This is a genomic window from Sphingobacterium alimentarium (genome assembly GCF_004342685.1).
In the GTDB taxonomy this organism is placed as follows: domain Bacteria; phylum Bacteroidota; class Bacteroidia; order Sphingobacteriales; family Sphingobacteriaceae; genus Sphingobacterium; species Sphingobacterium alimentarium.
This window is the reverse complement of sequence record NZ_SMBZ01000020.1, coordinates 1-26,536: the sequence shown is the minus strand read 5'-3', so window position 1 is coordinate 26,536 and position 26,536 is coordinate 1. Positions and strand designations below refer to the sequence as shown.

General features: G+C 38.1%; 28 protein-coding genes and 1 pseudogene. 7 read left to right on the top strand and 22 right to left on the bottom strand.

Going from position 1 to position 26,536, the window contains the following annotated elements:
• Positions 1-8 precede the first annotated feature (8 nt).
• Positions 9-212 (bottom strand): annotated as a pseudogene (locus EDC17_RS17590) (hypothetical protein); the annotation flags it as partial.
• A gap of 783 nt (positions 213-995) precedes the next feature.
• Here EDC17_RS17590 and EDC17_RS17585 point away from each other — a divergent pair.
• On the top strand, positions 996-1,379 hold the full coding sequence (locus tag EDC17_RS17585; RefSeq protein WP_132777703.1) for a DUF2752 domain-containing protein: 384 nt from the start codon (positions 996-998) through the stop codon (positions 1,377-1,379).
• Between the two features lie 12 nt (positions 1,380-1,391).
• Here the strand turns inward: EDC17_RS17585 and EDC17_RS08700 are convergent, their stop codons facing one another.
• The 17 genes from EDC17_RS08700 to mutY form a co-directional block, all read right to left on the bottom strand.
• A complete protein-coding gene (locus tag EDC17_RS08700) occupies positions 1,392-2,177 on the bottom strand; it encodes a M90 family metallopeptidase (protein WP_243646096.1) in 786 nt (261 codons plus the stop codon).
• Between the two features lie 92 nt (positions 2,178-2,269).
• On the bottom strand, positions 2,270-3,904 hold the full coding sequence (groL, locus tag EDC17_RS08695) for a chaperonin GroEL (RefSeq protein ID WP_132777701.1): 1,635 nt from the start codon (positions 3,902-3,904) through the stop codon (positions 2,270-2,272).
• Positions 3,905-3,987: 83 nt separating this feature from the next.
• Positions 3,988-4,263: a co-chaperone GroES gene (locus tag EDC17_RS08690; RefSeq protein WP_132777700.1), complete on the bottom strand. Its 276-nt coding sequence runs from the start codon at positions 4,261-4,263 to the stop codon at positions 3,988-3,990.
• Between the two features lie 235 nt (positions 4,264-4,498).
• Entirely contained in the window at positions 4,499-4,849 is a 351-nt protein-coding gene (gene secG, locus EDC17_RS08685; protein WP_132777699.1) for a preprotein translocase subunit SecG, read from the bottom strand.
• Positions 4,850-4,867: 18 nt separating this feature from the next.
• Positions 4,868-6,001: a hypothetical protein gene (locus EDC17_RS08680; RefSeq protein WP_132777698.1), complete on the bottom strand. Its 1,134-nt coding sequence runs from the start codon at positions 5,999-6,001 to the stop codon at positions 4,868-4,870.
• A gap of 9 nt (positions 6,002-6,010) precedes the next feature.
• Positions 6,011-6,538 (bottom strand): LptE family protein, encoded by a 528-nt coding sequence (locus tag EDC17_RS08675; protein ID WP_132777697.1) that lies wholly within the window; start codon positions 6,536-6,538, stop codon positions 6,011-6,013.
• A gap of 9 nt (positions 6,539-6,547) precedes the next feature.
• A complete protein-coding gene (locus EDC17_RS08670; RefSeq protein WP_132777696.1) occupies positions 6,548-7,813 on the bottom strand; it encodes a sigma 54-interacting transcriptional regulator in 1,266 nt (421 codons plus the stop codon).
• A 20-nt stretch (positions 7,814-7,833) separates the two neighbouring features.
• A complete protein-coding gene (gene miaB / locus EDC17_RS08665) occupies positions 7,834-9,267 on the bottom strand; it encodes a tRNA (N6-isopentenyl adenosine(37)-C2)-methylthiotransferase MiaB (protein ID WP_132777695.1) in 1,434 nt (477 codons plus the stop codon).
• A gap of 153 nt (positions 9,268-9,420) precedes the next feature.
• Positions 9,421-10,110 carry an OmpA family protein gene (locus EDC17_RS08660; protein ID WP_317126042.1) on the bottom strand — a complete coding sequence of 230 codons (690 nt, stop codon included), beginning with the start codon at positions 10,108-10,110 and terminating at the stop codon, positions 9,421-9,423.
• Between the two features lie 113 nt (positions 10,111-10,223).
• Complete coding sequence (locus tag EDC17_RS08655) at positions 10,224-10,985, bottom strand: hypothetical protein (protein WP_132777693.1); 762 nt, start codon at positions 10,983-10,985, stop codon at positions 10,224-10,226.
• A gap of 64 nt (positions 10,986-11,049) precedes the next feature.
• Positions 11,050-11,451 (bottom strand): hypothetical protein, encoded by a 402-nt coding sequence (locus EDC17_RS08650; protein WP_132777692.1) that lies wholly within the window; start codon positions 11,449-11,451, stop codon positions 11,050-11,052.
• Position 11,452: 1 nt separating this feature from the next.
• Positions 11,453-12,859 (bottom strand): 23S rRNA (uracil(1939)-C(5))-methyltransferase RlmD, encoded by a 1,407-nt coding sequence (rlmD, locus tag EDC17_RS08645; RefSeq protein WP_132777691.1) that lies wholly within the window; start codon positions 12,857-12,859, stop codon positions 11,453-11,455.
• 55 nt (positions 12,860-12,914) lie between these two features.
• Positions 12,915-13,490 carry a TetR/AcrR family transcriptional regulator gene (locus EDC17_RS08640; protein ID WP_132777690.1) on the bottom strand — a complete coding sequence of 192 codons (576 nt, stop codon included), beginning with the start codon at positions 13,488-13,490 and terminating at the stop codon, positions 12,915-12,917.
• Position 13,491: 1 nt separating this feature from the next.
• Complete coding sequence (locus EDC17_RS08635; RefSeq protein ID WP_132777689.1) at positions 13,492-13,890, bottom strand: hypothetical protein; 399 nt, start codon at positions 13,888-13,890, stop codon at positions 13,492-13,494.
• Positions 13,891-14,928: a phenylalanine--tRNA ligase subunit alpha gene (pheS, locus tag EDC17_RS08630; protein WP_132777688.1), complete on the bottom strand. Its 1,038-nt coding sequence runs from the start codon at positions 14,926-14,928 to the stop codon at positions 13,891-13,893.
• Positions 14,929-14,992: 64 nt separating this feature from the next.
• Positions 14,993-15,442 (bottom strand): single-stranded DNA-binding protein, encoded by a 450-nt coding sequence (locus EDC17_RS08625; RefSeq protein WP_132777687.1) that lies wholly within the window; start codon positions 15,440-15,442, stop codon positions 14,993-14,995.
• A 24-nt stretch (positions 15,443-15,466) separates the two neighbouring features.
• Positions 15,467-16,516, bottom strand: coding sequence for an A/G-specific adenine glycosylase (gene mutY / locus EDC17_RS08620; protein ID WP_132777686.1), 1,050 nt, complete (start codon positions 16,514-16,516; stop codon positions 15,467-15,469).
• Between the two features lie 137 nt (positions 16,517-16,653).
• Here mutY and EDC17_RS08615 point away from each other — a divergent pair, with 137 nt between their 5' ends.
• From EDC17_RS08615 to EDC17_RS08605, 3 genes are all read left to right on the top strand, one after another.
• Complete coding sequence (locus EDC17_RS08615; protein WP_132777685.1) at positions 16,654-17,505, top strand: M23 family metallopeptidase; 852 nt, start codon at positions 16,654-16,656, stop codon at positions 17,503-17,505.
• A gap of 98 nt (positions 17,506-17,603) precedes the next feature.
• Positions 17,604-19,040: a WG repeat-containing protein gene (locus EDC17_RS08610; RefSeq protein ID WP_132777684.1), complete on the top strand. Its 1,437-nt coding sequence runs from the start codon at positions 17,604-17,606 to the stop codon at positions 19,038-19,040.
• A 40-nt stretch (positions 19,041-19,080) separates the two neighbouring features.
• Positions 19,081-19,512, top strand: coding sequence for a hypothetical protein (locus EDC17_RS08605; RefSeq protein WP_132777683.1), 432 nt, complete (start codon positions 19,081-19,083; stop codon positions 19,510-19,512).
• Positions 19,513-19,554: 42 nt separating this feature from the next.
• On the opposite strand, the gene trmB is transcribed toward EDC17_RS08605, so the two are convergent.
• Positions 19,555-20,208, bottom strand: coding sequence for a tRNA (guanosine(46)-N7)-methyltransferase TrmB (gene trmB / locus EDC17_RS08600; RefSeq protein WP_132777682.1), 654 nt, complete (start codon positions 20,206-20,208; stop codon positions 19,555-19,557).
• Between the two features lie 199 nt (positions 20,209-20,407).
• Here trmB and EDC17_RS08595 point away from each other — a divergent pair, with 199 nt between their 5' ends.
• Positions 20,408-21,880, top strand: a complete 1,473-nt coding sequence (locus EDC17_RS08595; RefSeq protein WP_132777681.1) for a S10 family peptidase — start codon at positions 20,408-20,410, stop codon at positions 21,878-21,880.
• Between the two features lie 11 nt (positions 21,881-21,891).
• The gene (putP, locus tag EDC17_RS08590; RefSeq protein WP_132777680.1) at positions 21,892-23,385 is read left to right on the top strand and encodes a sodium/proline symporter PutP; all 1,494 of its coding nucleotides are present in this window, start codon (positions 21,892-21,894) and stop codon (positions 23,383-23,385) included.
• A 430-nt stretch (positions 23,386-23,815) separates the two neighbouring features.
• Here putP and EDC17_RS08585 read toward each other — a convergent pair whose 3' ends face one another.
• The 3 genes from EDC17_RS08585 to EDC17_RS08575 form a co-directional block, all read right to left on the bottom strand.
• Positions 23,816-24,334, bottom strand: coding sequence for a hypothetical protein (locus tag EDC17_RS08585; protein ID WP_132777679.1), 519 nt, complete (start codon positions 24,332-24,334; stop codon positions 23,816-23,818).
• Positions 24,318-24,791 carry a phage holin family protein gene (locus tag EDC17_RS08580; RefSeq protein ID WP_243646095.1) on the bottom strand — a complete coding sequence of 158 codons (474 nt, stop codon included), beginning with the start codon at positions 24,789-24,791 and terminating at the stop codon, positions 24,318-24,320. Before EDC17_RS08580 ends, EDC17_RS08585 begins: the two co-directional genes overlap by 17 nt.
• 71 nt (positions 24,792-24,862) lie before the next feature.
• Positions 24,863-25,132 carry a YtxH domain-containing protein gene (locus EDC17_RS08575; protein WP_132777678.1) on the bottom strand — a complete coding sequence of 90 codons (270 nt, stop codon included), beginning with the start codon at positions 25,130-25,132 and terminating at the stop codon, positions 24,863-24,865.
• A gap of 782 nt (positions 25,133-25,914) precedes the next feature.
• Between EDC17_RS08575 and EDC17_RS08570 the strand changes: the two genes are divergently transcribed.
• Positions 25,915-26,265 carry a DUF3024 domain-containing protein gene (locus EDC17_RS08570; protein WP_132777677.1) on the top strand — a complete coding sequence of 117 codons (351 nt, stop codon included), beginning with the start codon at positions 25,915-25,917 and terminating at the stop codon, positions 26,263-26,265.
• The last annotated feature ends 271 nt before the right edge of the window (positions 26,266-26,536 follow it).

Sequence of the window (26,536 nt, the reverse complement as noted above, 5' to 3'; positions counted from 1 at the left end):
TTTTCGATTTACTTAAGTAAATCGTCTGGATGATATATATCCTTTTGGGGGTCAAAAAACTCTTTGAAATCTGCAAATTTCTTTAAATCTCTTCTGATACTTTTTTTACTACTTATTATTAGAAATCGAATACCCTTTGGAAAACTCTCTTTATATCCTTTATCATGAAATGTTCTAAGACTGGACAACAACTTGGTGCTATCAGACCGTGAAGTAACCTGAAAAAGCTACCATAGCTCTTTTATCGTCACCTAGATCAATGCCTGGATAGTTGCTCTTTTCCTGATTAAGATATTCTTTGTGAAAATTAAGTTGAATTGTACACAAAGTTTATTTTTAAACCTTTATTTTAACCACTTAAATACAAAAAACATTTCCGATAGAAAATTAATACACTGAATTGGCAGATTTAAGGAATTATCCTTTTTCATCCATCAAATTTGATTGTATGTCGAAAATTGAAATAGAATGAATATTCTGATTTCTTTACCTCCTCCTCTATCTCAAAGCATTGTGTTAAAGAAACTTACGTTATCATTGCCAAATATTTCTAAATTCATTTAGATTTAGAATTTTATATTTTATCGATATCACTTTGCAGTATTGAACCTAGATGCCTTTATCAGATGCACACAAAATGTTTTATTTTGCATTTTGCAATTCGTGAATTGCAAAATGCAAAATAACCATACTCCAGAAAGATTTAGTCGTATCCTCCATGACTACAGCGATCCAAACAAGGGCTTTATCCTCTGGAAAGCATTTTTAGAAGAGGCCATTCACTGAGAGATAAGCTTAAAATAAAAGTCAAAACCTTATCATACTCATGAATATATAAATACCTCAATCACGAAACACAAACCTTACTTTCTCCAATTATTTACTCAAAAACAAATTTTACAATTAAATAATATTAATAAAAATTTTATTCCATTCAATCCTTCTGTGTAAAATCAATTATTTATTTTAGTATTCATTCATGTAAAATAAATAAAATGGTTTTAAAAAGAATTCTTATCGGAATAAGCATATTTGCAATTACAGGAGTTCTGGCCATTATATACAAATTGTATAATCCTCTATTGTATAATTTCTTTCCTGCATGCCCCATTAAACATGTTACAGGATTTGATTGCCCTACATGTGGAACCCAGCGCGCTGCCCATCTTTTTTTGAATGGGGAATTTAAATCAGCATTTCATCAAAACCCGCTGATCTTCATTATATCCCCTTACATTCTTCTATGGATATATTTCCGACTAGTTAAAAACCCGACTGAAAAGGAGTTGAAAGTCTATAACATTCTATATGGCAATAAGACACTCTCCATTGTGGTGGCTATTGTTATTATTTTCACAATCTGGAGAAATATCGCTTAAAACACCTTTACGTTAATTTTTTCTATTATATATCTCATTCAATAAGCTAAAAAGTTTAGGGTGATCTTCTTGTAATTGTTTGGGTTTTTTGAAAAAATATTCTGAAACGACGGCAAGAAATTCAGCATCATTTGTGGCAGCATATTCTCTGATATCAGATTTTCCTTCACGGATTTGTCTTATCGTCTTATCCATCTCCTGGAGCCAAGGACTGATTAAGTCTTTAGGTATTAAATAGTCCGGTATACCATCAATCTCACCGTCCGCCTTATCAATGAGATGGACAAATTCGTGAATAGCCATGTTTCCTTCTGGATATTTCAAAAATCCAGCTCTAAGTGCTGGTAAAGACAATATCATTTTGTGGTTCAGAGCTCCTGTGCCAACCATCCCTGCTACATTTCTTTCATCTGATACCGTACCAAATTTTTCATCAAAATAATCTGGATAAACCAATACCTCATCCAAATTCTCATAAGCCCAATGATGAAAATGAAATAATGGAATAGTCGCACTGGCTGCGATCAAGACTTTATCTTCATCCGTCAAGAGTGCTCCTTTTTCGGGAGAAATTTTAGTGGTCTGCAAAAAATAAGACACACGCTCCTGAAAGATCTCTTTATTGGTTGAATTCATCCTTGCATAAAAACTTACTCTGGCTTCCAGAACTTCCTGAATATTTTTCGGAGGGATTACGTTATAACGGATAATTTTCTTGCTTCCTACATACTTAAAAACATAAGCAATAAGTAAAACAGCGATAAGAATAACAACTAATAATTGTACATACCAATCCATTTCTACTGACTTTATTCTACAAGGTAATAAAAACAACAAAAAGGCATTATACAATGTACAATGCCTTCTCATTTTTATGATTAGAATAATTATTACATCATTCCGCCCATGCCACCGCCCATTGGAGGAGCACCAGCACCAGCATTCTCTTCTACTTCATCAGCCAATACACATTCAGTTGTCAACAACATTGACGCTACTGAAGCTGCATTTTCTAAAGCTACACGAGAAACTTTAGTTGGGTCGATAACACCAGCACCAATTAAGTTTTCGAATACATCAGTACGTGCGTTATAACCGAAGTCAGCAGTACCTTCTTTTACTTTTTGAACGATAACCGCACCTTCGATACCTGCATTGAAACAGATTTGGCGCAAAGGCTCTTCGATAGCACGTTTGATGATATCGATACCGATGTTCTCATCTTCGTTAGCACCACGCAAGTCTTTTAAAGCCTCAGTAGCGCGGATAAAAGCAACACCACCACCAGCTACGATACCTTCTTCAACTGCAGCACGTGTGGCGTGTAAAGCATCGTCAACACGGTCTTTTTTCTCTTTCATCTCTACTTCAGTAGTAGCACCTACGTAAAGAACTGCAACACCACCTGACAATTTCGCTAAACGCTCTTGCAATTTTTCACGATCGTAATCAGAAGTTGTAGTTTCGATTTGCGAACGGATTTGAGCAACGCGAGCTTTGATATCTTCTGCATTACCAGCCCCATTGATCACTGTAGTATTATCTTTATCAACAACTACTTTTTCAGCTTGACCTAAATCTTCTAAAGTAGCGTTTTCTAATTTGTAACCTCTTTCTTCAGAGATAACAGTACCACCAGTTAAGATAGCGATATCTTCTAACATTGCTTTACGACGGTCACCGAAACCTGGCGCTTTAACAGCTGCTACTTTCAATGAACCACGGATTTTGTTCACTACTAATGTAGCTAAAGCTTCACCGTCTAAGTCCTCAGCGATGATCAACAATGGTTTACCAGTTTGAACTTGTTTCTCTAAGATCGGCAACAATTCTTTCATGTTGCTAATTTTTTTGTCATAGATCAAAATGTAAGGACTTTCTAATTCCGCTTCCATTTTGTCTGAGTTGGTAACGAAGTATGGTGATAAATAACCACGGTCAAATTGCATACCTTCTACAGTTTTCACTTCTGTTTCAGTACCTTTTGCTTCCTCTACAGTGATTACACCGTCGTTACCGACTTTTTGCATAGCCTCGGCGATCAATGAACCGATTATTTCGTCATTGTTAGCAGAGATTGAAGCCACTTGTTTGATTTTGTTGTTGTCTTGACCTACTGTTTGAGATTGAGTCTTCAAGTTAGCTACTACTGCAGAAACCGCCTTGTCAATACCACGTTTAAGATCCATAGGGTTAGCACCTGCAGCTACAGATTTGATACCAGGAGCTACGATAGCTTGAGCCAATACAGTAGCTGTAGTAGTACCATCACCTGCTTGATCAGCAGTTTTAGACGCTACTTCTTTCACCATTTGGGCACCCATGTTTTCAATAGCATCTTTCAATTCGATTTCTTTTGCTACTGTCACACCATCTTTAGTGATTGCTGGTGAACCGAATTTTTTCTCAATAATAACGTTTCGTCCTTTAGGACCTAAAGTTACCTTTACCGCATTAGCTAATGTGTCAACACCTTTTTTAAGTGCCTCACGAGCCTCAACATTATATTTTACTTGCTTTGCCATGTTTGAATTATAGTTTTAAGAATAGATAAAAAAACCTTAACGATTAAATCTCATCCTTAGTGTTAGTTTAATAAATAGTTGGATTAAAGAATAGCGTAAACGTCAGATTCACGCATAATTAAATATTCTTTCCCTTCGTAAGTGATTTCAGTTCCTGCATACTTGCCATATAATACTTTGTCACCCACTTTTACAGTAAGAGGTTCTTCAGGTTTACCCGAACCTACAGCTACTACAGTACCTTGAGATGGTTTTTCTTTAGCCGTATCTGGAATGTATAATCCAGAAGCCGTTTTTTCTTCTGCAGGAGCAGCTTCAATTACAATTCTGTCTCCGATAGGTTTAATATTTAACGCCATAATCTTATATAGTTTTTAGTTTTATTATTAATTACTTTTTCGCATTTAATACATCATCAACTATGCCAAATGGATTTTGGCGCTGTTCCTTGTCATTTTTTCACGCAGAAATGATTTCTGACAGCATTTTCCGCTGACAGTCTGTCACAGATGACAGAGAACTGATTTTTTTAGATAACAAGAAAGCCTTGCAATTTTTATATGCAAGGCTTTCATTTCTTATTTGTAATATATCCTATTTGCTTGAATCAGGCACTGTAGTAGCAGGTGCTGCTTGTTGTGTAGCTGCTGGATTACCTAAGTTTAATCTAGGTGTAGTTGCAGGAGCTTCAATTTGGTCTGACAAACCTCCTCTAGTACCCACTGTAGGTCCCATAATATTAATACCTAAACTGAATACGATCAATAATATGATTAATGTCCAAGTACCTTTTTCTAGAAAATCGCCTGTACGTTTTACGCCCATTAAGTTACTTCCACCAGCAAAACCTGATGATAGCCCCCCTCCTTTTGGATTTTGGATCAACACGATTAATGCTAGTAAAACACTAACGATAAAAATTAAGACGATGAATAATGTAGTCATTTCTTTGTATGCTTTTAATTATAAGTTCTTTTCTAATTCTTCAATTCGGGTCGCAAAATACGATTTTTTTTCTGGATATTTCAAAATTAATTTTTTGAAAACCTCAATAGCTTTGGGATACAATCCTTGGTCTACATAAATGTTGGCCAACGTCTCGGTCACCAGCACATAGTTGTCCTCGGCACTTTGTCGCGCCATATTCTCATTGTTAATACTTTCTGGCGAAGGCGGCTGTATGATTGGATCTTTTTGAATAAACTTTTCAATGATCTCCGAACCTTTCTTAGGAGCCACCGCTTGGACCGGTTTTTTCTTTACCTCTTCGCTGAGCTTCTCTTCGGGGTCTTGAAAATGTATGATATTCTCTTTGATTTGCTGGTCCAGAATAGAGTCTTCGACCTTGCTGAGATCGACCATCGGACGCGCAGCTGTCAAAGAATAATTCCCCGCAACGTAAGGTTGATACGTCTCTGCATGTTCAAGGCGGGTTTTGTGCAACCACCAACGGAAGCTATAAGGCATCAGCTCGTCATTGTATAAGCTGATATTCTCCTGTTCTTTAGCAGGGAACACCATAGGAGCCGATAGCTCTTCTGTAGCTTGCTCGATTTTTTCAAAAGAATCAAAAGCAAAATAGTTTCCTATACTGCCTTCATGCACAAGACGGTCTAATGCTTCTTCTTGCTCTCCGGCACTTTCTGCGTTAATAGGCTCTCCCGATAATTCGCTGTTCAGCTCTGAAATCTGACCCTCCTCCGTTAAAGAAGAAGTCTCGTCAGTATCCTTCTCCACGAAATCTTGAATTTCTACTGCTTCTTCTAAATCGGAATTTAAAGGCGTAACTTCCGTTTCCACCGCAGCAACATCTTCTTGCGTGCTAGGCTCGTCAACGGCATTAAATTCAACCAAGGGCTGAATAGGCTTGTTGACATAATTCATCAGCCAATTTTCATTGCTAGCATACAACAATGCCAGCTCCTTATTCACAGATTCCTGGTTGATTAATTTTTTACGTCTTTCGTAAGCAAAAACAAGCGGCTGCGAATAGGGATATTTGATCAACAGCCCGAGTATATCGCTCTCTGACAACTGAGTGGGATCAATTAACGCCTGCTTGTATAATAAATGATTAGAATTATTAAGTGTCGCCATATTCATCTATTACCAGTTTGCGAATGCTCGGTTGTAAATATCCTCTGCCAACATTTTCACAATTTCCGCATTAAGATTAGCTTCATAGCGCGTAACGTCAGAACCTGGAAACTCCTTAAATTGAGAGAAACTTTCTTCGAAATTACTCTCTCCTGTATCATCCAATCTGTTGGTATATTTCACTTTGACCGTAATAGTCAATCTACTATTTTGCGCTCTATCGTTGTTACCCGCACCTACGGAAGAAGGGGTAATGGAATAACCGGTAATTGTGCCTTCGAATATAGCATCCCCATTCTCACTTACTTGGCTCAGTGAAGATTGCTCACGAATATGTTGCTTCAGCCGCTCTGTAAAATTCTGGCTTAGCGTGGTATATACCATCGGAGCCAAATTTTCAAAATACAATACGCTATAAGTCTTCATTCCCTGAGGGATAGACCCCCCCGAAAAACCATATTTCACACCACAACTCACCATGACAAACATCAGCAGAGCTATACATGCGAATTGTAATTTCCTTCCTAGGTAGTACATAACCATGCTCTATTCTAAATTTAAGTCTTTAATTTTGCGATACAATGTACGCTCGGATATACCTAACTCTTGTGCAGCGGCTTTACGTTTCCCTTTATGTTTCTTCAAGGCCTTCTTGATTAAGTCGGACTCCTTATCTACTAACGATAAAGACTCTTCGACCTCCTCTACATCCTGAGGGTCCAATGACACATAGTTGGAGGCAGCGTTGGAGGCACTAGGATTGTGTATAATGGTCGGTGCAGGACCTAATTCTTCCCGTTTGTATAATTGTGATGATACCGGATTGACCTCATTGTACAATTGATTGATATATTGTGAATTTTCATCAAATGAAGACGGGTTAACTCCATTTTGAATCAATTCCACAACGAGCTTCTTCAATTCCACCATATCTTTCTTCATATCAAACAGCACTTTATACAGAATATCACGTTCCGAAAAATCCTCTTTCGCTTGTTCTTTTACAAACACCGGCAAGGAAGATTTTGCCTGTTCTGTAGGTATATATCTGCTTAAAATTGAAGCATCAATGGTTCTTTCTTTTTCTAATATAGCAATTTGCTCCGCTACATTTTTCAATTGGCGCACATTCCCGGGCCATGAAAAATTAGCCAACAGTTCTTGCGCATCAGGTGTAAGCTGCATACCCGGCGTACGGTACTTGTCTGCAAAATCAACCACAAATTTGCGAAACAAAAGGAAAATATCTTCCTTACGTTCACGTAGTGAAGGTATACGCAAGGGCACAGTATTCAAACGATAGTATAGATCTTCACGGAATTTACCCTTCTGTACCGCATTATAAACATCTACATTCGTAGCCGCCACAACTCGCACATTCGTCTTTTGAACCTTGGACGAACCTACACGGATGTATTCGCCAGACTCCAAAATACGTAGTAATCGTGCTTGGGTACTCAAAGGCATTTCTCCGACCTCATCCAAAAAGATGGTCCCGCCGTCCACAACTTCGAAATAACCTTTGCGAGCCTCGTGAGCCCCCGTGAAGGATCCCTTCTCATGCCCAAACAATTCCGAATCTATAGTACCTTCTGGAATAGCGCCGCAGTTTACCGCTATAAAAGGACCATGCTTGCGTGCACTTAGCTGGTGTATAATATGTGAAAATACTTCTTTACCCGAACCACTCTCACCTTGTATCAATACCGAAATATCCGTAGGTGCAACTTGCCGAGCAATATCAATAGCACGATTTAGTAACGGTGAGTTACCAATAATACCAAATCTATTTTTGATGTCTTGAATATCCACTGTTACTTTCCTCTTTATAATTAATCAATAATTTTACCAATTAAAGTAGCTGATGTACAGCTCTCACCCAATACATGCACGTAGTCACCCACTTTGAAACGAGCATCTACAGGGAAAACAACCATAGTATTTTGATCATTACGTCCACAATAATCCTTATCCGAACGTTTTGAGAATCCTTCGATCAACACTTTATGTACCTTACCTACGTACTGAGTAATACGTTCCAAGCTGTGAATCTGTTGTTTGTTAACAACTTCTGTCAGTCGTCTTTTCTTGATTTCTTCTGGAATATCGTCTTGGTAACGTTTAGCTGCCAAGGTACCTGGACGCTCTGAATAGGCAAACATATAAGCAAAGTCATATTTCACATAATCCATCATAGACAATGTTTCGGCATGCTCTTCTTCAGTTTCAGTACAGAATCCTGTGATGATATCGGTAGAAATTGCACAGTCTGGCATAATACGCTTAATGGCATCCACACGTCCCATATACCACTGACGGTCATAAGTACGGTTCATCAACTCCAATACACGCGAATTACCGGATTGCACTGGTAAGTGTATATATTTACAGATGTTTTCATATTTTGCCATGGTATACAACACCTCATCGGTAATATCTTTTGGATGCGAGGTGGAGAAGCGTATACGCAATTCTGGACTAACCTGAGCCACCAATTCCAATAAATTCGCAAAGTTTACCGTTGGCAATGGGTCATTACCTTCTTCCACCTTTGGCGTATACTTGTATGAATCCACATTTTGTCCCAATAAGGTTACCTCACGGTATCCCGCATTGTACAAATCCTGTGCTTCTTTTACGATTGATGCATAATCACGGCTACGCTCACGGCCACGTGTGAATGGAACCACACAGAATGAACACATGTTATCACATCCGCGCATGATGGAAATGAATGCAGAAACACCATTGGAGTTTAAACGAACAGGACTGATATCCGCGTAAGTCTCTTCTCTAGACAATAATACATTTACTGCTTTATTGCCATCTTCGACTTTGTTAATCAAGTTTGGCAGGTCACGGTAGGCATCTGGTCCTACCACTACATCCACCAACTTCTCTTCTTCCAAAAATTTAGACTTAAGACGCTCGGCCATACAGCCCAATACCCCAACTACTAGGCCCGGATTTTTAGCTTTGACAGCTTCAAATTCTTTCAGACGATTACGAACACGTTGTTCGGCATTCTCACGAATAGAACAGGTGTTGATGAATACTACATCCGCTTGTTTGTAGTCTTTTGTAGTTTCATAACCTTGATCGATTAATATTGATGCTACAATCTCACTGTCAGAGAAATTCATCTGACAACCATAGCTTTCAATATATAATTTTCTACCATCAGCCTTTCCCGTAGGCGCCAATTCCACCGCCTCACCTTGGCGAGTTTCATCATGGGTTTTAGTAGTATGTAATAAATCTAACATAGCTTAATATAAAAGAATACAAAGTTAAAAATAAAATCCAATATCTGTGACAAAATGGCATAGCCTTACCAAATTTTAACAATTAGCTAAACATGAAAAAAGGCGTTGGAAAATCCAACGCCTTTTGTAATAAGCTTGTATGATATTATAGTCTTATTGACCTGCTTCACGCTTAGCCGCTTCTTGCATTTTTTTGCTTGCTACGATTACCACCTCTACACGACGGTTTTCTGCACGACCTGCTTCCGTGTCATTCGAGGCAATTGGTTCTGAATAGTTTTTACCTTCAGTTTTGATACGCGCTCCAGCAATGCCTTGCGATACTGCGAAGTCTCTCACCGCTTTGGCACGTGCTTCAGATACTTTTTGGTTTGCAGCCAAAGTACCTACATTATCTGTATGACCTAAAACTAAGATTTCAGTATCCGGCTCTTTGTTTAAAGTCTCAACTAATTTAGCAATATTTGTTTTCGCATTACTTTTCAATGCTGAACTATTGAAGTCAAATAAAATTCCTGAATCAAATTTCACTAAAATACCTTCACCTACTTGCTCTACTTGAGCACCTGCTACAGTATTTTCGATTTCTTTAGCTTGCTTGTCCATTTTCTTTCCGATCAATGTACCTGCAGCACCACCAATTACAGCACCAGCAATAGCTCCTACAGCTGTATTACCAGCCTTATTACCTATTAGCGCTCCGATACCCGCACCGGCACTAGTACCTATAACAGCTCCTTTAGTTGTACTATTCGTATTTTGAATTGTTTCACAACTTGCTAACAACATTGCAGATGTAGCCAACGACAGACCATATACTGCTAATTTTCTATTCACTTTCATAATCATATATTATTTTCTCAACTACTTTTTTATACTTGTTGTAAAAAAGTATGCAAAGCAGATGCCAAATTTTGTTCACTAACCAACAAACATGTCTTATGAAGCTATAAAAGCTAATTTTGTGGAGGAATATTTAACTTAGGCAACCTCTCGGGCAGCGGTCTACCATTATTTTCCCATTCTTTGAATGACCTTGTAATATAATTCAATAAATCATATTGCCCCCATTTTGTGGCTTGATCATGCCGCGGACGGTAGAGCTCCATAAAATTTTCCAAATCTTTACCTTCAAGCCCCGTTGTCGTGGACACGATAGTTTTGTTGAAGATGCGATCCACTGCTATGGCGTCTAATTCTGTGGACATAAATTTCTCGAAACGCTTCATGTTTTTGGCTTCGCGTCCAAAAAGATTATACAAGGCAGTTGCGGGACTATTCAAATATGTGCCAACGGAATTATGGCCTCCACCATACACACCCTTTTTGGAATAATCACGAAGGATATCTTCCATTTCTTGTTGTCGAGTACGGCGGGCTACAACGACTTCTTCTATAGTTAGTCCTGGCTGCATTTCTAGCACGATATCATCTAGTGTATATATCGCCGTTTTTAGTGGCCCATACCCTACTTTGGTAAGGGATAAACTATCGCCTATGGCTGCCTCAATATAAAATATACCAAAGCTATTACTTGTTACCGTTGCTTTGGTACGGATATTGGTGATATTGACATCCGTAAGCCGAGAGCCAGTATTTTTTTCCAGTACAATTCCTGATACTTTAGGCAAATCAGACACCTGTGCATTTAATTCTGTAAGCTGTAAAAGAAACAGCAAGGGAATCAATAGCACTATATTTTTAATATAACCTGTCATATGTTTTCTAAAGTAATCAAATATTGGACTCTAATTTGTTAAAAAGTATTAAAGTAGAGTATATTTACTTGAAAGGGTAAAACACAAAATTAGCGCCTTCGGGCACGACCACAAACAGACACATAAAGTCTTCAGGTTTCTTAAAAGTTTTCTCGAAAGCGGCTTTTCTCTCTTCTTTAATTACCCCACGATCTACAAACTCTTCCAAAGAAGAAGCGTACACAGACCAATTGGTGTTAAGTTCGTTTTTGTCCAAGATTATTTCACCCAAAGACACTTCATGCTGCGTGGCCACGAAAATAGGAAATAAGGTATAGCCTTCCGTAAGCATCTCCGTGCTTATTTCTTTAATCGATTCGCTGTAAAAATCTAAATCAATTTTAAGATTTTGCAAAGGACTAGGCTTTTTGGTACCTTGATCATTCGCGCCAGCCGCGCCCCCCGATAATAAATCCGAAAAATCCATACTATTTTAATTTTAGTAATACTACGTTTTCCACATGTTGAGTTTGTGGGAACATATCCACAGGTTTGATGCGCACAATTTCATATTTAGTAGATAGCATCTCCAAGTCACGTGCCTGTGTCGCTGCATTACAACTTACATACACAACCTTTGCTGCTTCCATCTCCAATATACGGTTGACAACATCTGCATGCATGCCCGCACGTGGAGGATCGGTGATGATTACATCAGGCTTGCCATGTTCGGCTACAAATTCTGCTGTCAGGACATCTTTCATGTCACCTGCATAAAATTTTGTATTGTTAACGCCGTTTATTTGAGAGTTGTATTTCGCATCTTCAATGGCCGAAGGCACGTACTCTACACCTACCACTTCTCTTGCGCTACGCGCTACAAAATTAGCAATCGTACCTGCGCCAGTATATAAATCATAAACCAGCTCATCACCCTTTAGTTCAGCAAATTCGCGTGTGATTTTGTACAATTCGTATGCTTGATGCGAATTCGTCTGATAAAATGATTTAGGCCCCACTTTAAATTTTAGTCCCTCCATTTCCTCATAGATAAAATCGCGTCCTTTGTAAACCTCGATTTCTTGATCGAAAATAGTATCGTTGCGTTTTTGGTTTATAATATATAAAAGAGAAGTAATATCTGGAAATTCAGATGCCAGGTAGTTCATCACCAATTCAACTTGTCCTTCCTCTGGGTATGCAAACACAACTACGACCATCGTCTCTCCGGTAGAGGAAGTACGTATGATGAGATTACGCAAAGCACCCTCGTGCGCACGTAAATCGTAGAATGTTACTCCGTGTTGAATCGCAAAATCTCTTAGGCTGTTACGCAATTTATTGGAAGGGTCCTGCTGAAGAAAACAGTGCTCGATATCCAGAATTTTGTCAAAACGGCCTGGAACGTGGAATCCTAATGCATTCATGTCTTGCGGATCAACTACTGCATCACGATCTGTAAGCCATCTTTTATTAGAAAATGTATATTCTAATTTATTGCGGTAATAAGTGGTGTTTTGGGAGCCCAATATTTCTTCCATCGAAGAGGTCTCCACCTTTCCGATACGTGAGAGCGCATTGTCCACATATTGATGCTTAAACTTGAGTTGCGCCTGGTAACTCATGTGCTGCCACTTACAGCCGCCACACACACCAAAATGTGGACAAAATGGCTCTATGCGAAATGGTGAGGATTTTACAATCTGGGTAACACGGCCTTCTGCAAAATTCTTTTTCTTACGCTGTAATTCAACATTTACGACATCACCGGGAATAGCTTTCTCTATGAAAAGTACTAAATCTTCATAACGGCCTACACCCTTTCCCTCTTCAGCGATGTCAAATATTTCAATATTTTCTAGCTGTCTTTTTTCTTGTGGTATTCTTCTGCCCATAGGTTACAAAAATACACTTTTTAATCGCAAAAGTGGAATGGAAGAAACACCTGTGTTAAGCTATTGTCGCTTGAACCAGATAGGGTAATATTTCTTTTTGGAAAGAAATGAAATTTTTGCGTACATCGGCTTCCGTCACCGCAGTGAAAGCAAACGAAAAAACGATGTTTTTGCTCGATTTAATAAGAAAAGTAAGTTTTTCTTCGGAAATAGTAGAACCTATTGCTTCATTTTTAATGAAAGAAGATAGGAGTAAAAATTCTAAATCATCCGAAAGGGTTTTCAGATACTCTTGCGCATTGGTGGATTCCCGAATAAACTCCCATCCTACAAATTCATTACAAACTGTGTAGGTCACGCGGCTGACGCGCAATATCGTCTTACCTAGAAAAGTAGCCAAATCAGGCTCTTTAACACGTGTACTGAGAATATCTTCTACATTCTCGCGGATATAGTCCATTAGAACTTCATGTAGAATAATTTCTTTAGAAGGAAATATTTTGTAGAATGTTGCTTTCGAGATATGGGCCTGCTTGACAAGTTCATTGACACTGGTCTTGTTGTAGCCGTACTTTCTAAACAAGTCCCGAGCGGCTTTTTTTATCGAAAAAACAACATCTTCTTGATTCATATCAATTACTTATGACAATTAACTCTGCTACGCGCTGTACCTGATACTGTTGTAAGGGACATTCGGCAATAGCCGAGGGAGAACCATCGAGTAGCAACCATTTAGCTCCTGTCTGGGAATCTACCGCCAGAAAGCCGTCAACTTCCAATTGGCTTTTGGCATTAGGAGCACAACGATCATAGGCTAGCAAGCGCTCTCCATTATTGTAAACTATCAAACCACAAGACCCTCCTTCAGCATATGTCCATCCTATTGATGCAGTCACCTGAGAAGTTTGTGTGGGTGACAAGGTAGTTCTAAAGGTAGTTAAATTTAAACCTGTATTGCATCCTGATTCTTTACAGCTACTCCCCAGCAGAAGCAAAACACAGCATGCAATACGGCTTATATTTTTAATCATCTAGATGATTTCAGTTTCAAATTGTGCTAAGAATCGGGTATCATTCTCAGAGAACAAACGTAAATCTTTAATTTCATATTTAAGATTGGTGATACGCTCTATTCCCATACCAAAGGCAAAGCCTGAATATTTTTTACTGTCTATTCCACAATTATCTAAGACATTTGGATCGACCATACCGCAGCCCAATATCTCAACCCAGCCAGAGCCTTTGCACAAGTTACAGCCATTTCCTTTACAGATCGTACAGGAGATGTCCATCTCCGCGGAAGGTTCCGTAAATGGGAAGTAGGATGGACGGAAGCGAACTTTTGTGCCTTCGCCATACAATTCTTGCACGAAGTGAAACAAAGTTTGTTTCAGATCGGCAAATGACACATTCTCATCCACATATAAACCTTCTACCTGATGAAAGAAACAATGTGCGCGTGCAGAAATCGCTTCATTACGGTATACCCGTCCTGGCATGATAGCTCTAAATGGTGGCTTTCCCGCTTCCATTAGGCGCACTTGCACAGAGGATGTATGCGTACGCAATGCAATATCATTTTCTTCTTGTTTTTTAATAAAGAAAGTATCCTGCATATCACGCGCTGGATGTTCAGGCGGAAAATTCAAGGCTGAGAAATTATGCCAATCATCTTCAATTTCCGGTCCTTCAGCAACGATAAATCCTAATTTTTTAAATATCTCAACAATTTCTTTGCGCACCAACGACAAGGGATGGCGAGATCCCAATTGGAACCCTTCCCCTGGCAATGTTAAATCGTCTTCCTCACGTTTCTGAACTTTTGCTGCACCGGCAAATTGAATGTGTGATTCTTGGTATTTGGTTTCCGCCAATTGTTTGAACTCGTTCAACACTTTACCCAATATGCGTTTCTCTTGCGTAGAAACCGTTTTGAATTCCTCAAACAATTCTTTGATAATACCTTTAGAAACTAAAAACTTCAGTCTGAAATTCTCCACATCCGCAGCAGATGTAGGCGTAAATTGCTCAATTTCTTTAGTATACTGCGCTATTTTATCTTGCAACATAATCGTCAAAGATACAGCAAAAAATAAACTTTTAGTGATAGGTTAGCCAAAAATATTCTAAGAATTAGAATGGCAAGCCGTCGTCCGATTCATTCTCGGTAAAGTCAACCTGTTGTTCCTGCGCATGGTTTGAGGCGGGAGTATTTGCCGAAGAAGAATTGTTTGCGTTAGGGCTTTCAAAGTCAGTTCGGCGCCCCAAGATATTGAAGCTTTCAGCCACAATCTCCGTTGTATACCGTCGTACGCCTTCTTTGTCTTCGTATGATCTGGTGCGCAATTTTCCTTCGATATACACAAGACGTCCTTTGGTGAGGTACTTAGCAGCCACATCCGCCAAGCCTCTCCACATGACGATATTGTGCCACTCGGTTTGTTCTACTTTCTTTCCGTCTTTGTTAAATGTTTCGGATGTAGCTAAAGGAAAACTTGCTACACTTACATTTCCCTCAAGATAACGTAATTCCGGGTCTTTGCCCAAGTGCCCTACTAAGATAACTTTGTTAATGCTCGACATAATATCTAAAGTTTTTATAATTGATTAGTACATAATGTTCTTATTTATGAAAGAGAAAATAAGTTTATGCTTAGCTAATTTATCTAAATTATCTGAATTATAATAATTCCAGTGCGGATTTTTTTCGATAACCGAGGCTGCCTCTTGAAGCTGATAGAATCGAGCGTAGATATTCTGATGGCTTAAAATATGTTTAATGGGCTCGGCAATGGAGATGATTTTTGCCTTTCCAAAAATAGCCTGATATTCCGGCAATGCCATGATTTCTTCTGATTCCATATCCCCAGGAGTTTCAATTAAAGGAAATTCATACATGTTTGCCCAGACATCTCCTTCTCCTCTTTTGGTCAGCACCCATTCTCCTGCTTTCTCGACGACGATATAATGAAAATACCGATTACGGCTTGCCTTCCCTTTAAGCTTGACAGGTAGAATGCTTATCAAATCCTGGTTATAGGCAACACATCCGAGCCTCAACACACATTGTTCGCAGAGCGGCGCTTTTGGTTTACAAATAAGCGCGCCAAAATCCATTATGGCATGATTATACATCCCTGGCTCGTTTTCGCAAATGAGCGCACTTGCTAATTGTGCAAATTGCTTTTTGCCAGCGGAAGTATTTATAGCCGTATCAATACCAAAATATCGCGAGAGTACGCGAAAAACATTTCCATCTACTACGGCCTGTTTTTCGTTACTAGCGAATGACGATATAGCAGCGGCAGTATATTCGCCTACTCCCGGTAACTTTAATAATTGCGTATAGGACCTGGGAAATATTCCACCAAAATCAGTCATTACGAGCTTAGCAGCCTTATGCATATTACGTGCTCTTGAGTAATAGCCTAAACCTTGCCACAACCTCAATATACCCTCTTCATCAGCCTGCGCAAAATCATTTACGGTAGGATAAGCATCCACAAACCGGTAGTAATAAGGCATCCCTTGATCAACGCGTGTCTGCTGCAATATGATCTCCGATAGCCATATCAAATAAGGGTCTTTTGTATGCCTCCAAGGCAAATCCCGACCATTATTTTTATACCAATGAATTATATTTTCAGCTATTGACATACAACAAATATCTCTATTTTTTAACAGTTTTTAACAACAACACATTGACTTTCAAGAACAACAGACTGAGTATTAATCATATATTTTTATAACTTTGCAACCGGCCTACGAAATATAGAAATAAAAATAGAAGGTTTATGTTAAAGAAAAAATCGTCTATACAGATAAGTATAGAAGGAAATAAAAATAAAAACTTAGAGGTTCCGACGGTAATTATAAAATACTGGAAACAGATATCCGCCTCTATAGTAGTTCTTATAGTTGGACTTATGGGTACGATAACTTATTTAGCTGCCAACAAAAAAGTTGAAAACGTGAGCGCTCAATATGAAGAAGTCCTGAGTCAAATCAACCAACGCAACAAAAAGCTTAACAATACGCAAAAGGAAACCCAACAAGACATTCTGGAAGCGAAGAAATCATTTTTACAAATTGACTCCACCATTGAGCGCATCAACGGAAAGATGAAAAAACGTGGACTATCAACCATTGCGCTGGCCAATGTGGGTGGTCCAATCGAGAAAGATGAAGAAAACATTGTTTTGTTGAGCGAGTATTATAAAGAAATGCTGGCAAATGTGGAGAAGAAAATCTCAAGCATGCCATTAGGCAGACCTCACCAAGGAAAAATTACTTCACGCTACGGCTATAGGGTAAATCCTTTTTCGCGTAGGGGCAGAGAGATGCATTCAGGTATAGATATCAAAGGCCGTATGGGTGAGCCAATACGTGTTACCGGGGATGGCGTAGTTACGTTTGCTGGTTACGAAGGCGATTACGGGTATGTTGTAAAAGTAAAACACCAGAATGGTTACGAGACGCGCTATGCGCATTTGGTTCGTACACAGGTTAAAAAAGGGCAACGTGTTGAAGTTGGATCTGTCATAGGACTATTGGGAAATACGGGTAGAAGTACAGGCCCTCATCTTCATTACGAAATCCTCAAAAACAACAAAAAAATAAATCCGGAGAAATACTTCGAACTCTAAAATATTAAGCAGCTAGATCAAGCTGCTTTTTTTATATCATAAAAACATAGCGAGTAACTTTTTTTTATGCAACTTTGTGCTAACATGTAATCGCAAGGATGAAAAACATTTTATCATCAATAGTTATATTGATTCTGACAGTCAATCAAGTCATCGCTCAAAAAAATCCGATTCACAAAATCAGCTTCAGCTTTTTAGTAGATGAGTCACTTCTGGCAATAGATCCGGAAACAGAGACTGATGAAGTCAAAAAAGAATTAGCCATGGCTGCAGCATTTGCACTCATGTTGACCGCAGATGACAAGCCCTTAGCTGAAGTTTGGGTCAACAAGGATTATATTCGAGCTACGAATGGATTATTGATGGAACATTACGAAATAGTAAACAAGAAAAATGACATTCGTACTGTTGTCTATCCATCTTCAGAGACATTCACGATTACAGATTCAGAATCAGATCCTAATTTTACCCACGACTACGAAATAGAATTCATAGCAGGAGAGGAAAGGATAATAGCAGGATATAAATGCAAATTGGCAAAAATCGAGTTGGGGGAAGATTCAAACCAGAAATATGAAATTAGCATTTGGTATACTGAAGCTATTCCTACTATCTATTGGGGAGAATATGCGTACCTCAAGAAAATTCCTGGGGCAGCTTTAGAGATATCGACTCTTGGCTTGGGCATTGTTGCTGACTCGATTAATATCACCAACGATGAAAGTGTATTTGTCATCCCCGAAAATTACCAGCAAGTAGACGATATTACAGCATCTATGCTCGAAAATATAGAAAACAGCGGGGATAACCTTGAGTATGAGATTGCGGACAACTATTTAGCTTATTACGATGAAGAGTTGTTATTGTATGGTATTAAAGATTTTGATGGCAAAATAATCATCGAACCGCGATACTCCATCATTCAACCTTTCCAAAACGATATTTCCATTGTAACCGATGGAAATAATAAAACGGGAGCCATCAATATCTCTGGACAAGTTATCGTGCCTTTTGAATATGATAATCTAACCTACAGTACAGCTAATAATCAATTTCTATTTGGCAAAAATGGTAAATTTGGTATAATGGATGAGAAATGCAACATCATTATACCAAACCAATATGATGAGCTGTCTATTCTTGAAAAGGGGTATGCTATTTTTTTAAAACAGGATAAGTATGGCATCCTTGATAGCAACAACAATATCGTCGTAGAACCTACATTCGACTACATTGCTGAACATACTGATAGTTATTTTATTGCTACAGATAATGACAGCGATGATTATGTTCTTTATGCGCTTGAAAACAAAAAGCCTATCGCCACTTATAAATATATAGTCTATGCTCAAGCTGATGATTTGTTTTTAGTAGTCAAGGATAATAAATACGGATTTATTAATGGGATGGGACAGGTAGTTATTCCAATTAAATATTCTTATGCGCATCCTTTTGTCGATGGCAAGGCCCAGGTGAGCCTAGAAGGCCTAGAGGAGAGTTTTTTTATTAATGTAAAAGGTGAAGAAATCAAGTAGATTTTGAACGTATAGGTTAGATTTTTTTCTTTTATTGGCTATGACTCAACACTTTGAAATCAATACTTTGCACCGCAGAAAATATATGATTAGTTTTTTCTCGCTGTTAATAATTGCAGGTTTCATTTCCTCACAGATCTCAGCCTCGGAAATTGTCAAAATTATCGCTATTCTATTTACCATTCCGATTATCCTATATTTGTCGGTAAAATGGAGTAATAATAAATCAACATGGGAAATCGATGAGCAGAAATTAATCATTCGCTTTAGCAATAAAACTAAAACATACCATTGCAGCGATATAGATCATATCAGAAGCCTCACGCGATCTGGAGGTAACTTATATGTTATTTATCTAAAAAATAAATCGCCTAAACGATTTTGGAGAAACAAACTATTTGTCAGCGAGGATGACCATGAGAAGTTACATCAGCATTTACTCCAACAAGATATAGAATATTTTAAAATGTAAACAAAAAATAGAGGCTCCCATCATGATGTGGAGCCTTGCTTTTTATTTCTTAAATGTCCATTGGACATAATTAATATTTTTGTCTACCGCGAGATATTTACGTTCGTAATACGTTTTGATCGAAAGAACATCATCCACGAGATTGGATTTGTATAGATCCGCTGTTTCTTTGAATTTCGTCAATTTTAATGCGTCAATTTGTTCTAAAGTGTAAGCATAGAAACCGTCGTTATCCGTTTTCAAATGCATAATACCATCCTGGTTGAGAATAAGCTTATACCGCTCTAAAAAAATTGGATTTGTCAAGCGTTTCTTCTCTCGACTTTCTTGCGGTTGAGGGTCCGGAAAAGTAATCCAGATTTCGCTAATCTCATTTTCTGCGAAATGCTCTAATATGGTTTCAATTTGAATACGTAAGAAACCTACATTTTTAATTCCTTCCTCCAAGGCTGTTTTAGCACCTCTCCAAATCCGATTTCCTTTGTAGTCAACGCCTATAAAGTTTTTATTGGGAAACATTTTGGCAAGGTTCACCGTATATTCACCTTTTCCACATGCCAACTCCAGAACCACAGGCATATTGTTTCCAAAGAATTTGGATGCCCATTGTCCTTTATATTCTTTACCTGCATCCAGTTGTACTACATTTTCAAATGTGGCCACCTCGGCAAATTTTCTTAACTTATCCTTACCCATAACATGAATTAAGCTGCAAAAATAATCTATCTCTGCAGGATTTCAACTATTTAAAGGGAAATTTATTTCCAAGTGAGCTTTTTCACAAATAATACAAACTCATATTTCAATCTAAAAATTGGCAGTAGTTTTTTCACTGGTAAGCGAATTTTCAACAATATTATTCTATTTTTATTCAATTAATAAAACTAACTGATTCATGAAAAGACTTATTGTATTTTGTGCGGTACTCTTTCTTGCGCTTAATGCCCAGGGACAACCTATTCCATTGGCCGACAGCACAGTCACTTCCAAACATCAAACCACAGCAAATGGTCAAAAGTTCGCATATACAGCCCGCACAGGCACACAGCCTGTATGGGATGAAAAAGGAAAACCTATAGCAGCCATCCACTACACTTATTATACTCGAGATGACATAGCCAATAGAGATAGACGCCCTTTGGTCATCTCCTTCAATGGCGGGCCTGGATCAGCATCGGTATGGATGCATATTGCCTATACGGGCCCCCGATTATTGAACATAGATGATGAAGGCTACCCTGTTCAACCTTATGGCATCAAAGAAAACCCCTACTCTATTCTGGATATTGCAGACATCGTATACGTTAATCCTGTCAATACAGGATATTCAAGAATCTTAGATGAGAAAGTGGATCGCAAACTATTTTTCGGAACCAATGCTGATATTAAATATCTAGCCGAGTGGCTGAATACTTTTGTTACCCGCAACAATCGTTGGGCTTCTCCCAAATATCTAATTGGCGAAAGCTACGGTACTACGCGCGTGTCGGGCCTAGCTTTGGAATTGCAAAATGCACAATGGATGTACCTGAATGGGGTAATATTAGTTAGCCCCACAGACCTGGGGTTAAAGCGCGAGGGTGCAGTAGAAAAAGCTAACAGATGGCCTTATTACACAGCGGCGGCATGGTATCATAAACGCCTGCCTGCGGATTTACAAAGCAGAGATTTAGAACAGATATTGCCTGAGGTTGAAACTTTTACGATGGACGAACTACTGCCTGCAATAAGCAAAGGGTATAGCATCAGTAATACTGAAAAGGAGGATGTTATTAAGAAGATGTCACGGTACTCAGGTCTCTCCGAGCAATTAATTCGACAAAACAACCTGGATATCCCTACCTCGTTGTATTGGAAGGAGCTGCTGCGCGATCAAGGCTATACCATCGGCCGACTAGACTCCAGGTATTTAGGCATTGATTTACGTGATGCGGGGGAGCGTGTGGACTACAATGCTGAATTGACATCTTGGCTCCATTCTTTCACACCTGCTATTAACTACTATTATGCTAATGAACTGAAGTATAAAACGGATGTGAAGTACAATATGTTTGGTTCGGTACACCCGTGGGAAAGATCCAATGATAATACAGGCTTAAGCCTGCGTCAAGCCATGGCTGCAAACCCATTTTTGCATGTGATGGTACAATATGGATATTTTGATGGAGCTACGGATTATTTCAATGCGAAATATAACATGTGGCAAATGGACCCTTCGGGAAAGTTAGCCGATAGAATTGATTTCAAAGGTTATAGAAGTGGACATATGATGTATCTGCGCAAAGAGGATTTGATAAAATCAAACAATGATGTACGCGATTTTATCAAAAAGACGATTCCCGCAATAGACAAGGCTGCTAAATATTAATCACTTTTCACATGCATACATACGAACTAATATCCATCGGTTTATATATGTTACTCATGATTTTGATAGGAATCTATTCTTATCACAAATCGACGAGCAATTCCGAAGAATTCTTGATTGGGGGACGTAAAATGGGTGCCGCCGTAACGGCATTATCCGCAGGAGCTGCAGACATGAGTGGATGGCTACTGATGGGGCTTCCCGGTGCCCTTTACACCTCTGGATTGTCAAGTTCATGGATAGCCATTGGCCTTACCGTTGGTGCATATCTGAATTATGTGATTGTAGCCCCTCGTATTCGGGCTTATACCGCTATTGCTAACAATTCCATTACCATTCCGGTATTCTTTGAAAATCGTTTTAAAGACAAAACTCAATCCTTGAAATTAGTTTCTTCCGTCTTTATTCTCGTATTTTTCACTTTGTATACGGCCGCCGGAATGGTTTCCGGAGGTCGACTATTTGAATCCGCATTCGGCATGGAATACAGCACAGGATTATATTGTACGAGTTTTGTGGTGGTCCTATATACTTTCCTTGGAGGGTTCTTGGCAGTGAGTCTCACAGATTTTGTTCAAGGAACAATTATGGTAATCGCATTGGTGATAATGCCTATAGTTATTCTCTCGCAATTAAATGGGCCCTCGCAGACCATTCAGACTATCCAGGAAAAAGGTGACATCTATCTCGATCTCTTCAAAGGTACATCGACCATATCCATTTTATCCCTATTGGCTTGGGGACTTGGATATTTTGGGCAGCCGCATATTCTTGTACGATTTATGGCTATTGAACATGTGCGGGACATACCCAAAGCTCGTCGTATCGGTATCACATGGATGATATTCACCGTAGGGGGAGCTATGTTGGTGGGATTATTTGGAATAGCTTACTTGTATGTTTTTGATCAGGCAACAATGCAAAAATTTGATGCCGATAAGTCTGCCGCTGAAACCATCTTCATTCATTTGTCCCGGACTTTGTTTCATCCTTTTATTGGGGGCTTTCTTTTGTCAGCTATTTTAGCAGCCGTGATGAGTACGATTTCTTCTCAATTATTAGTCACATCGAGCTCCATGACAGAAGACATCTTTAAAACGTTTTTTCCTAAATACTCTACCCCAAAGAATATGTTATTGATGAGCAGAGCATCAGTATTGATAGTAGCTGTTGTAGCCTTACTCTTATCGCTGACACCAAAAGATAGCATCCTTAATCTAGTGGGCAATGCATGGGCCGGGTTTGGTTCTTCTTTTGGTCCTCTTATTCTTTTGTCCTTATTATGGAAACGAACAACAGCAATAGCCGGCCTATTAGGAATGATTGTAGGTGGTGGCACTGTCCTAGCTTGGGTATACCTGCCTCATGATTATAAAGAAGTATATGAGATGATTCCGGGATTTATTCTCAGCTTTATAACGATTCTTGTAGTGTCACTGCTATCCAAAGCACCTGATTTACGCATAGAAGCGGAATTTGATGCCATGAAGAGAGTCATTAAATAGTATTCCCATGATGATAATCTAAAATCTTATCTATAGACAATGACAGCCGGTAGAATTAAGAATGCGATGAGTACTAATGACAGTGACGGGAACCGTGTTATTTTATAAAATTACTATGTCAAAAGTAATGCTCCCGTTTATCCTTGAAAGTTTATTTAACAATCTCTATCAAGCTAAGTGAGAGTATTCGGAGCAAAATCATAAAATAAAAAAGCCTACTCCAAAAAAGAGTAGGCAAAACATCTACTATAAAATTATTAACATTGAATAGATAACACTACCCTTGTAATATTGTTTTTTATTTTAACAAATTCTATACGGACTCAAATGTCCTGTTGCTTCATGAACAACATTATTTCTTTAAAATTTAAAATCATCAACTTGAAGACATTAGGTACATTTCCCTATTTTAATAGAGTAGATTTCTATTCTACTTTCCAACACCTAAATCCGGGTTACCAGTAACTGGATTATTAGAGTCTTGAAATGCTTGAATATTTTTGTGTTTCTTCTTGGACTTTTTAGGACGAACATAATCTGCTATTCGCCCAATAAATGATGATACTTTATCTTGGGTTACCTGACCTGCCGCGCCTTCTGAGGCAAGCAATACAAGTGATTTTTTTAACCATCCACTATTTTTCAATAGGGTGCGGTTAAGGATCAAGGGTAACCCTATTTGCGTGGCCCTAGTTAGCCAGTCAGACTTACCCGCTATCTCATTTTTATCTTTTTTTTTGGCTCCCGTCATTGACGAGAATAAACCACGTACCATATCCACGCCCGGAATTGTTGAAGCAATTGCTCCTATAACACGTGAAGGCGTTTCTACCTTATGTTTTAAAAATGTATACTGATCACCTAAATACATTTCTTGTTCTTTTCTTAACCGGCAAAGACGGACAAGCTCATTTTTAAGCTCTTCAGAATTATTAATGTTTACTCTCATGATCAACTTCTTTTTCAAACATGTCTTTAACTGTAGTTGTTTCTTCAGGCGCCACGTACTCTTTCTTGGTATAGAATTCTTTCTCCATTTCCGCTATATAATCTTCCTCTTCATTCCATTTACCAAGGATTTTTTTTATGGTCACATCCATAAATTTGGCTTCCAGTTTAGGTTCAATAGCTCTTACAATTAATAGAATGACTAAAAATATTCCACCTGTAGCTAGAAATCCTAAAGAGTAGCTATTCATTAATTCACCCAACCAAAAACCTAATGCCAACGACCAAAAAAATAAAATGATTAACACTATCACAACTTTGGATACATCCAATACGACAGCACCCACGATCCGCGATGACTTTGAAATAGCTTTTAATTTCAAAATCTCAATTTGCGTATCTAGATATTCTTTAGCTTTCTGATAACTACCTGTAAAGGAAAATTTTTGTTCTTCCATCCATCAATTGTTTATTTATTAATGTAGATACTGTGTGTAGCTACTTTAAAAAAGTATAAATCCCTTTATATTTATGCGTGCTCTTCAATTTCGTCATCAATAAGAGACCCAACTTGATCTGCTTTCGCATTTACTGATGCTAAAACCTTTTCTTTGAGTTCATTTAATGAATCTAGCTGCTGTTCAGCACGCTCTTTAATTGCATCAGCTAAATCTGATAAAGATTCATTTATTTTATCGCGTGTTTCCGAGCCTTTCTCTGGTGCAAATAATAGACCTAAAACTGCTCCAGCCGCTAAACCTGTTAATAATGCTGTTACTACTTTTCCGCTGTCTTTCATACTTCGTTATTTTTAATTGTGTGATGTTAATGATGTAAATATGTCCCTTTACTTAATAAACACTAAAAGTTCCAAATCGTTTAAAAATAAATATATTTTTTATTCTATAATATCAAATTACGGTATTTATTATTATTCATCAAAAACAAGACCAATCCTTAATTTAAAATTATTTTTATGAAATAATTTTTCTTTACAACTTAGCCCTGGACATTCCATTAAACTTTAAGCTCTAATAAATTTATGATATTGCGGATAAGCACCCTTAGTGCTAAAGAGGCCAATTTGATGGACTATGCAATTTATTACTTGCAAACTACACAATGTTATAAAATATGCACAACCCTTGATATCGCTGTGGGGTAAAGGGCGCAAGAATAAAGGCGCATCTAGCTGTTACAACGGCTGTCTGTAAAGCGGAATCAGCAAACCTTTTACAAAAATATGCAATAGCATAGTTTTATATGGGCATAGCAAACTCACCTAGAGCCTTAACATAGCGTAATATGCTATTAAAGATATGACGGTTGATGAGTTAACTTTATACAAGACAATAAATACTCTTACTGTACATGTTGGGTGAACTGAATGAAATCAGTAATTGGAAGTCCAAGTTCTGGAGAATTGCTGTTATTAAGTATATAGATAACCAAAATTTCATAATTTTGGTCATATACAATCCATGGAAAGTTTCCTGAAAGGAGATACTACATTTTTGTTATTGCCCAGCGTAAAGAATGAATTACAACATCTATATAAAGAATTAATAATTTAATTTTAAAATGAAGGTCGCTAGAAATGAGTTTTCAATGATTGAAGTTCAATTAGAGAGTTTTGTAGAAGCTAAACGAAACAAAGATGACAAGCTTCGCAAGCAATTGGATTTTGCATTTTCGTGGGATGGGAAAACAGCACTATTATTGCAGAAAAGACCACAATGGAATGATCCAAGCAAAGTGCTAGAGCTACCATTTGCCAAGCTTCGTTTGGTGAAATCAACTAAAATATGGAAGCTATATTGGATGCGTGGATCAGATAAATGGGAGGCTTATGCTCCAAAACCTGAGAGCAGGAATCTTAGAGAATTACTAGATGAAATTAGCCAAGATGGATATGGTTGTTTTTTAGGATAGTGGCCTTATGAGGATTATTAAAGATTATAGTGTTAATACCAGCGTTTTGCGATATTATGGATTTTGCAGGTCTGCTGAAAGAAAATGAAAATGCTCAAACGCTAAATTGTATTTTCGGATTTGAATCAATGAGCTACAAAAGCACACATCTATAATGCTCCGCTAGTGAGAATTTAGAAAAAGGTAAAATTCACGAGCCGCAATTATACCTTGCCCAGATATTAGCTATTGTAAATGGAAGTATAATTAAAAACTCAATACCAAAGTCTAC

What these genes read in the sequence shown, in the direction of transcription:
- putP (WP_132777680.1), top strand. Translation starts at nt 21,892, where the DNA reads ATGCATACATACGAACTAATATCCATCGGTTTATATATGTTACTCATG.
- EDC17_RS08650 (WP_132777692.1), bottom strand. Translation starts at nt 11,451, where the DNA reads ATGGATTTTTCGGATTTATTATCGGGGGGCGCGGCTGGCGCGAATGAT.
- EDC17_RS08635 (WP_132777689.1), bottom strand. Translation starts at nt 13,890, where the DNA reads ATGATTAAAAATATAAGCCGTATTGCATGCTGTGTTTTGCTTCTGCTG.
- miaB (WP_132777695.1), bottom strand. Translation starts at nt 9,267, where the DNA reads ATGTTAGATTTATTACATACTACTAAAACCCATGATGAAACTCGCCAA.
- pheS (WP_132777688.1), bottom strand. Translation starts at nt 14,928, where the DNA reads ATGTTGCAAGATAAAATAGCGCAGTATACTAAAGAAATTGAGCAATTT.
- EDC17_RS08680 (WP_132777698.1), bottom strand. Translation starts at nt 6,001, where the DNA reads ATGGCGACACTTAATAATTCTAATCATTTATTATACAAGCAGGCGTTA.
- EDC17_RS08615 (WP_132777685.1), top strand. Translation starts at nt 16,654, where the DNA reads ATGTTAAAGAAAAAATCGTCTATACAGATAAGTATAGAAGGAAATAAA.
- EDC17_RS08570 (WP_132777677.1), top strand. Translation starts at nt 25,915, where the DNA reads ATGAAGGTCGCTAGAAATGAGTTTTCAATGATTGAAGTTCAATTAGAG.
- mutY (WP_132777686.1), bottom strand. Translation starts at nt 16,516, where the DNA reads ATGTCAATAGCTGAAAATATAATTCATTGGTATAAAAATAATGGTCGG.
- EDC17_RS08625 (WP_132777687.1), bottom strand. Translation starts at nt 15,442, where the DNA reads ATGTCGAGCATTAACAAAGTTATCTTAGTAGGGCACTTGGGCAAAGAC.
- EDC17_RS08700 (WP_243646096.1), bottom strand. Translation starts at nt 2,177, where the DNA reads ATGGATTGGTATGTACAATTATTAGTTGTTATTCTTATCGCTGTTTTA.
- EDC17_RS08690 (WP_132777700.1), bottom strand. Translation starts at nt 4,263, where the DNA reads ATGGCGTTAAATATTAAACCTATCGGAGACAGAATTGTAATTGAAGCT.
- rlmD (WP_132777691.1), bottom strand. Translation starts at nt 12,859, where the DNA reads ATGGGCAGAAGAATACCACAAGAAAAAAGACAGCTAGAAAATATTGAA.
- EDC17_RS17585 (WP_132777703.1), top strand. Translation starts at nt 996, where the DNA reads ATGGTTTTAAAAAGAATTCTTATCGGAATAAGCATATTTGCAATTACA.
- secG (WP_132777699.1), bottom strand. Translation starts at nt 4,849, where the DNA reads ATGACTACATTATTCATCGTCTTAATTTTTATCGTTAGTGTTTTACTA.
- EDC17_RS08660 (WP_317126042.1), bottom strand. Translation starts at nt 10,110, where the DNA reads ATGAAAGTGAATAGAAAATTAGCAGTATATGGTCTGTCGTTGGCTACA.
- EDC17_RS08640 (WP_132777690.1), bottom strand. Translation starts at nt 13,490, where the DNA reads ATGAATCAAGAAGATGTTGTTTTTTCGATAAAAAAAGCCGCTCGGGAC.
- EDC17_RS08575 (WP_132777678.1), bottom strand. Translation starts at nt 25,132, where the DNA reads ATGAAAGACAGCGGAAAAGTAGTAACAGCATTATTAACAGGTTTAGCG.
- EDC17_RS08675 (WP_132777697.1), bottom strand. Translation starts at nt 6,538, where the DNA reads ATGTACTACCTAGGAAGGAAATTACAATTCGCATGTATAGCTCTGCTG.
- groL (WP_132777701.1), bottom strand. Translation starts at nt 3,904, where the DNA reads ATGGCAAAGCAAGTAAAATATAATGTTGAGGCTCGTGAGGCACTTAAA.
- EDC17_RS08605 (WP_132777683.1), top strand. Translation starts at nt 19,081, where the DNA reads ATGACTCAACACTTTGAAATCAATACTTTGCACCGCAGAAAATATATG.
- EDC17_RS08580 (WP_243646095.1), bottom strand. Translation starts at nt 24,791, where the DNA reads ATGGAAGAACAAAAATTTTCCTTTACAGGTAGTTATCAGAAAGCTAAA.
- trmB (WP_132777682.1), bottom strand. Translation starts at nt 20,208, where the DNA reads ATGGGTAAGGATAAGTTAAGAAAATTTGCCGAGGTGGCCACATTTGAA.
- EDC17_RS08655 (WP_132777693.1), bottom strand. Translation starts at nt 10,985, where the DNA reads ATGACAGGTTATATTAAAAATATAGTGCTATTGATTCCCTTGCTGTTT.
- EDC17_RS08610 (WP_132777684.1), top strand. Translation starts at nt 17,604, where the DNA reads ATGAAAAACATTTTATCATCAATAGTTATATTGATTCTGACAGTCAAT.
- EDC17_RS08595 (WP_132777681.1), top strand. Translation starts at nt 20,408, where the DNA reads ATGAAAAGACTTATTGTATTTTGTGCGGTACTCTTTCTTGCGCTTAAT.
- EDC17_RS08585 (WP_132777679.1), bottom strand. Translation starts at nt 24,334, where the DNA reads ATGAGAGTAAACATTAATAATTCTGAAGAGCTTAAAAATGAGCTTGTC.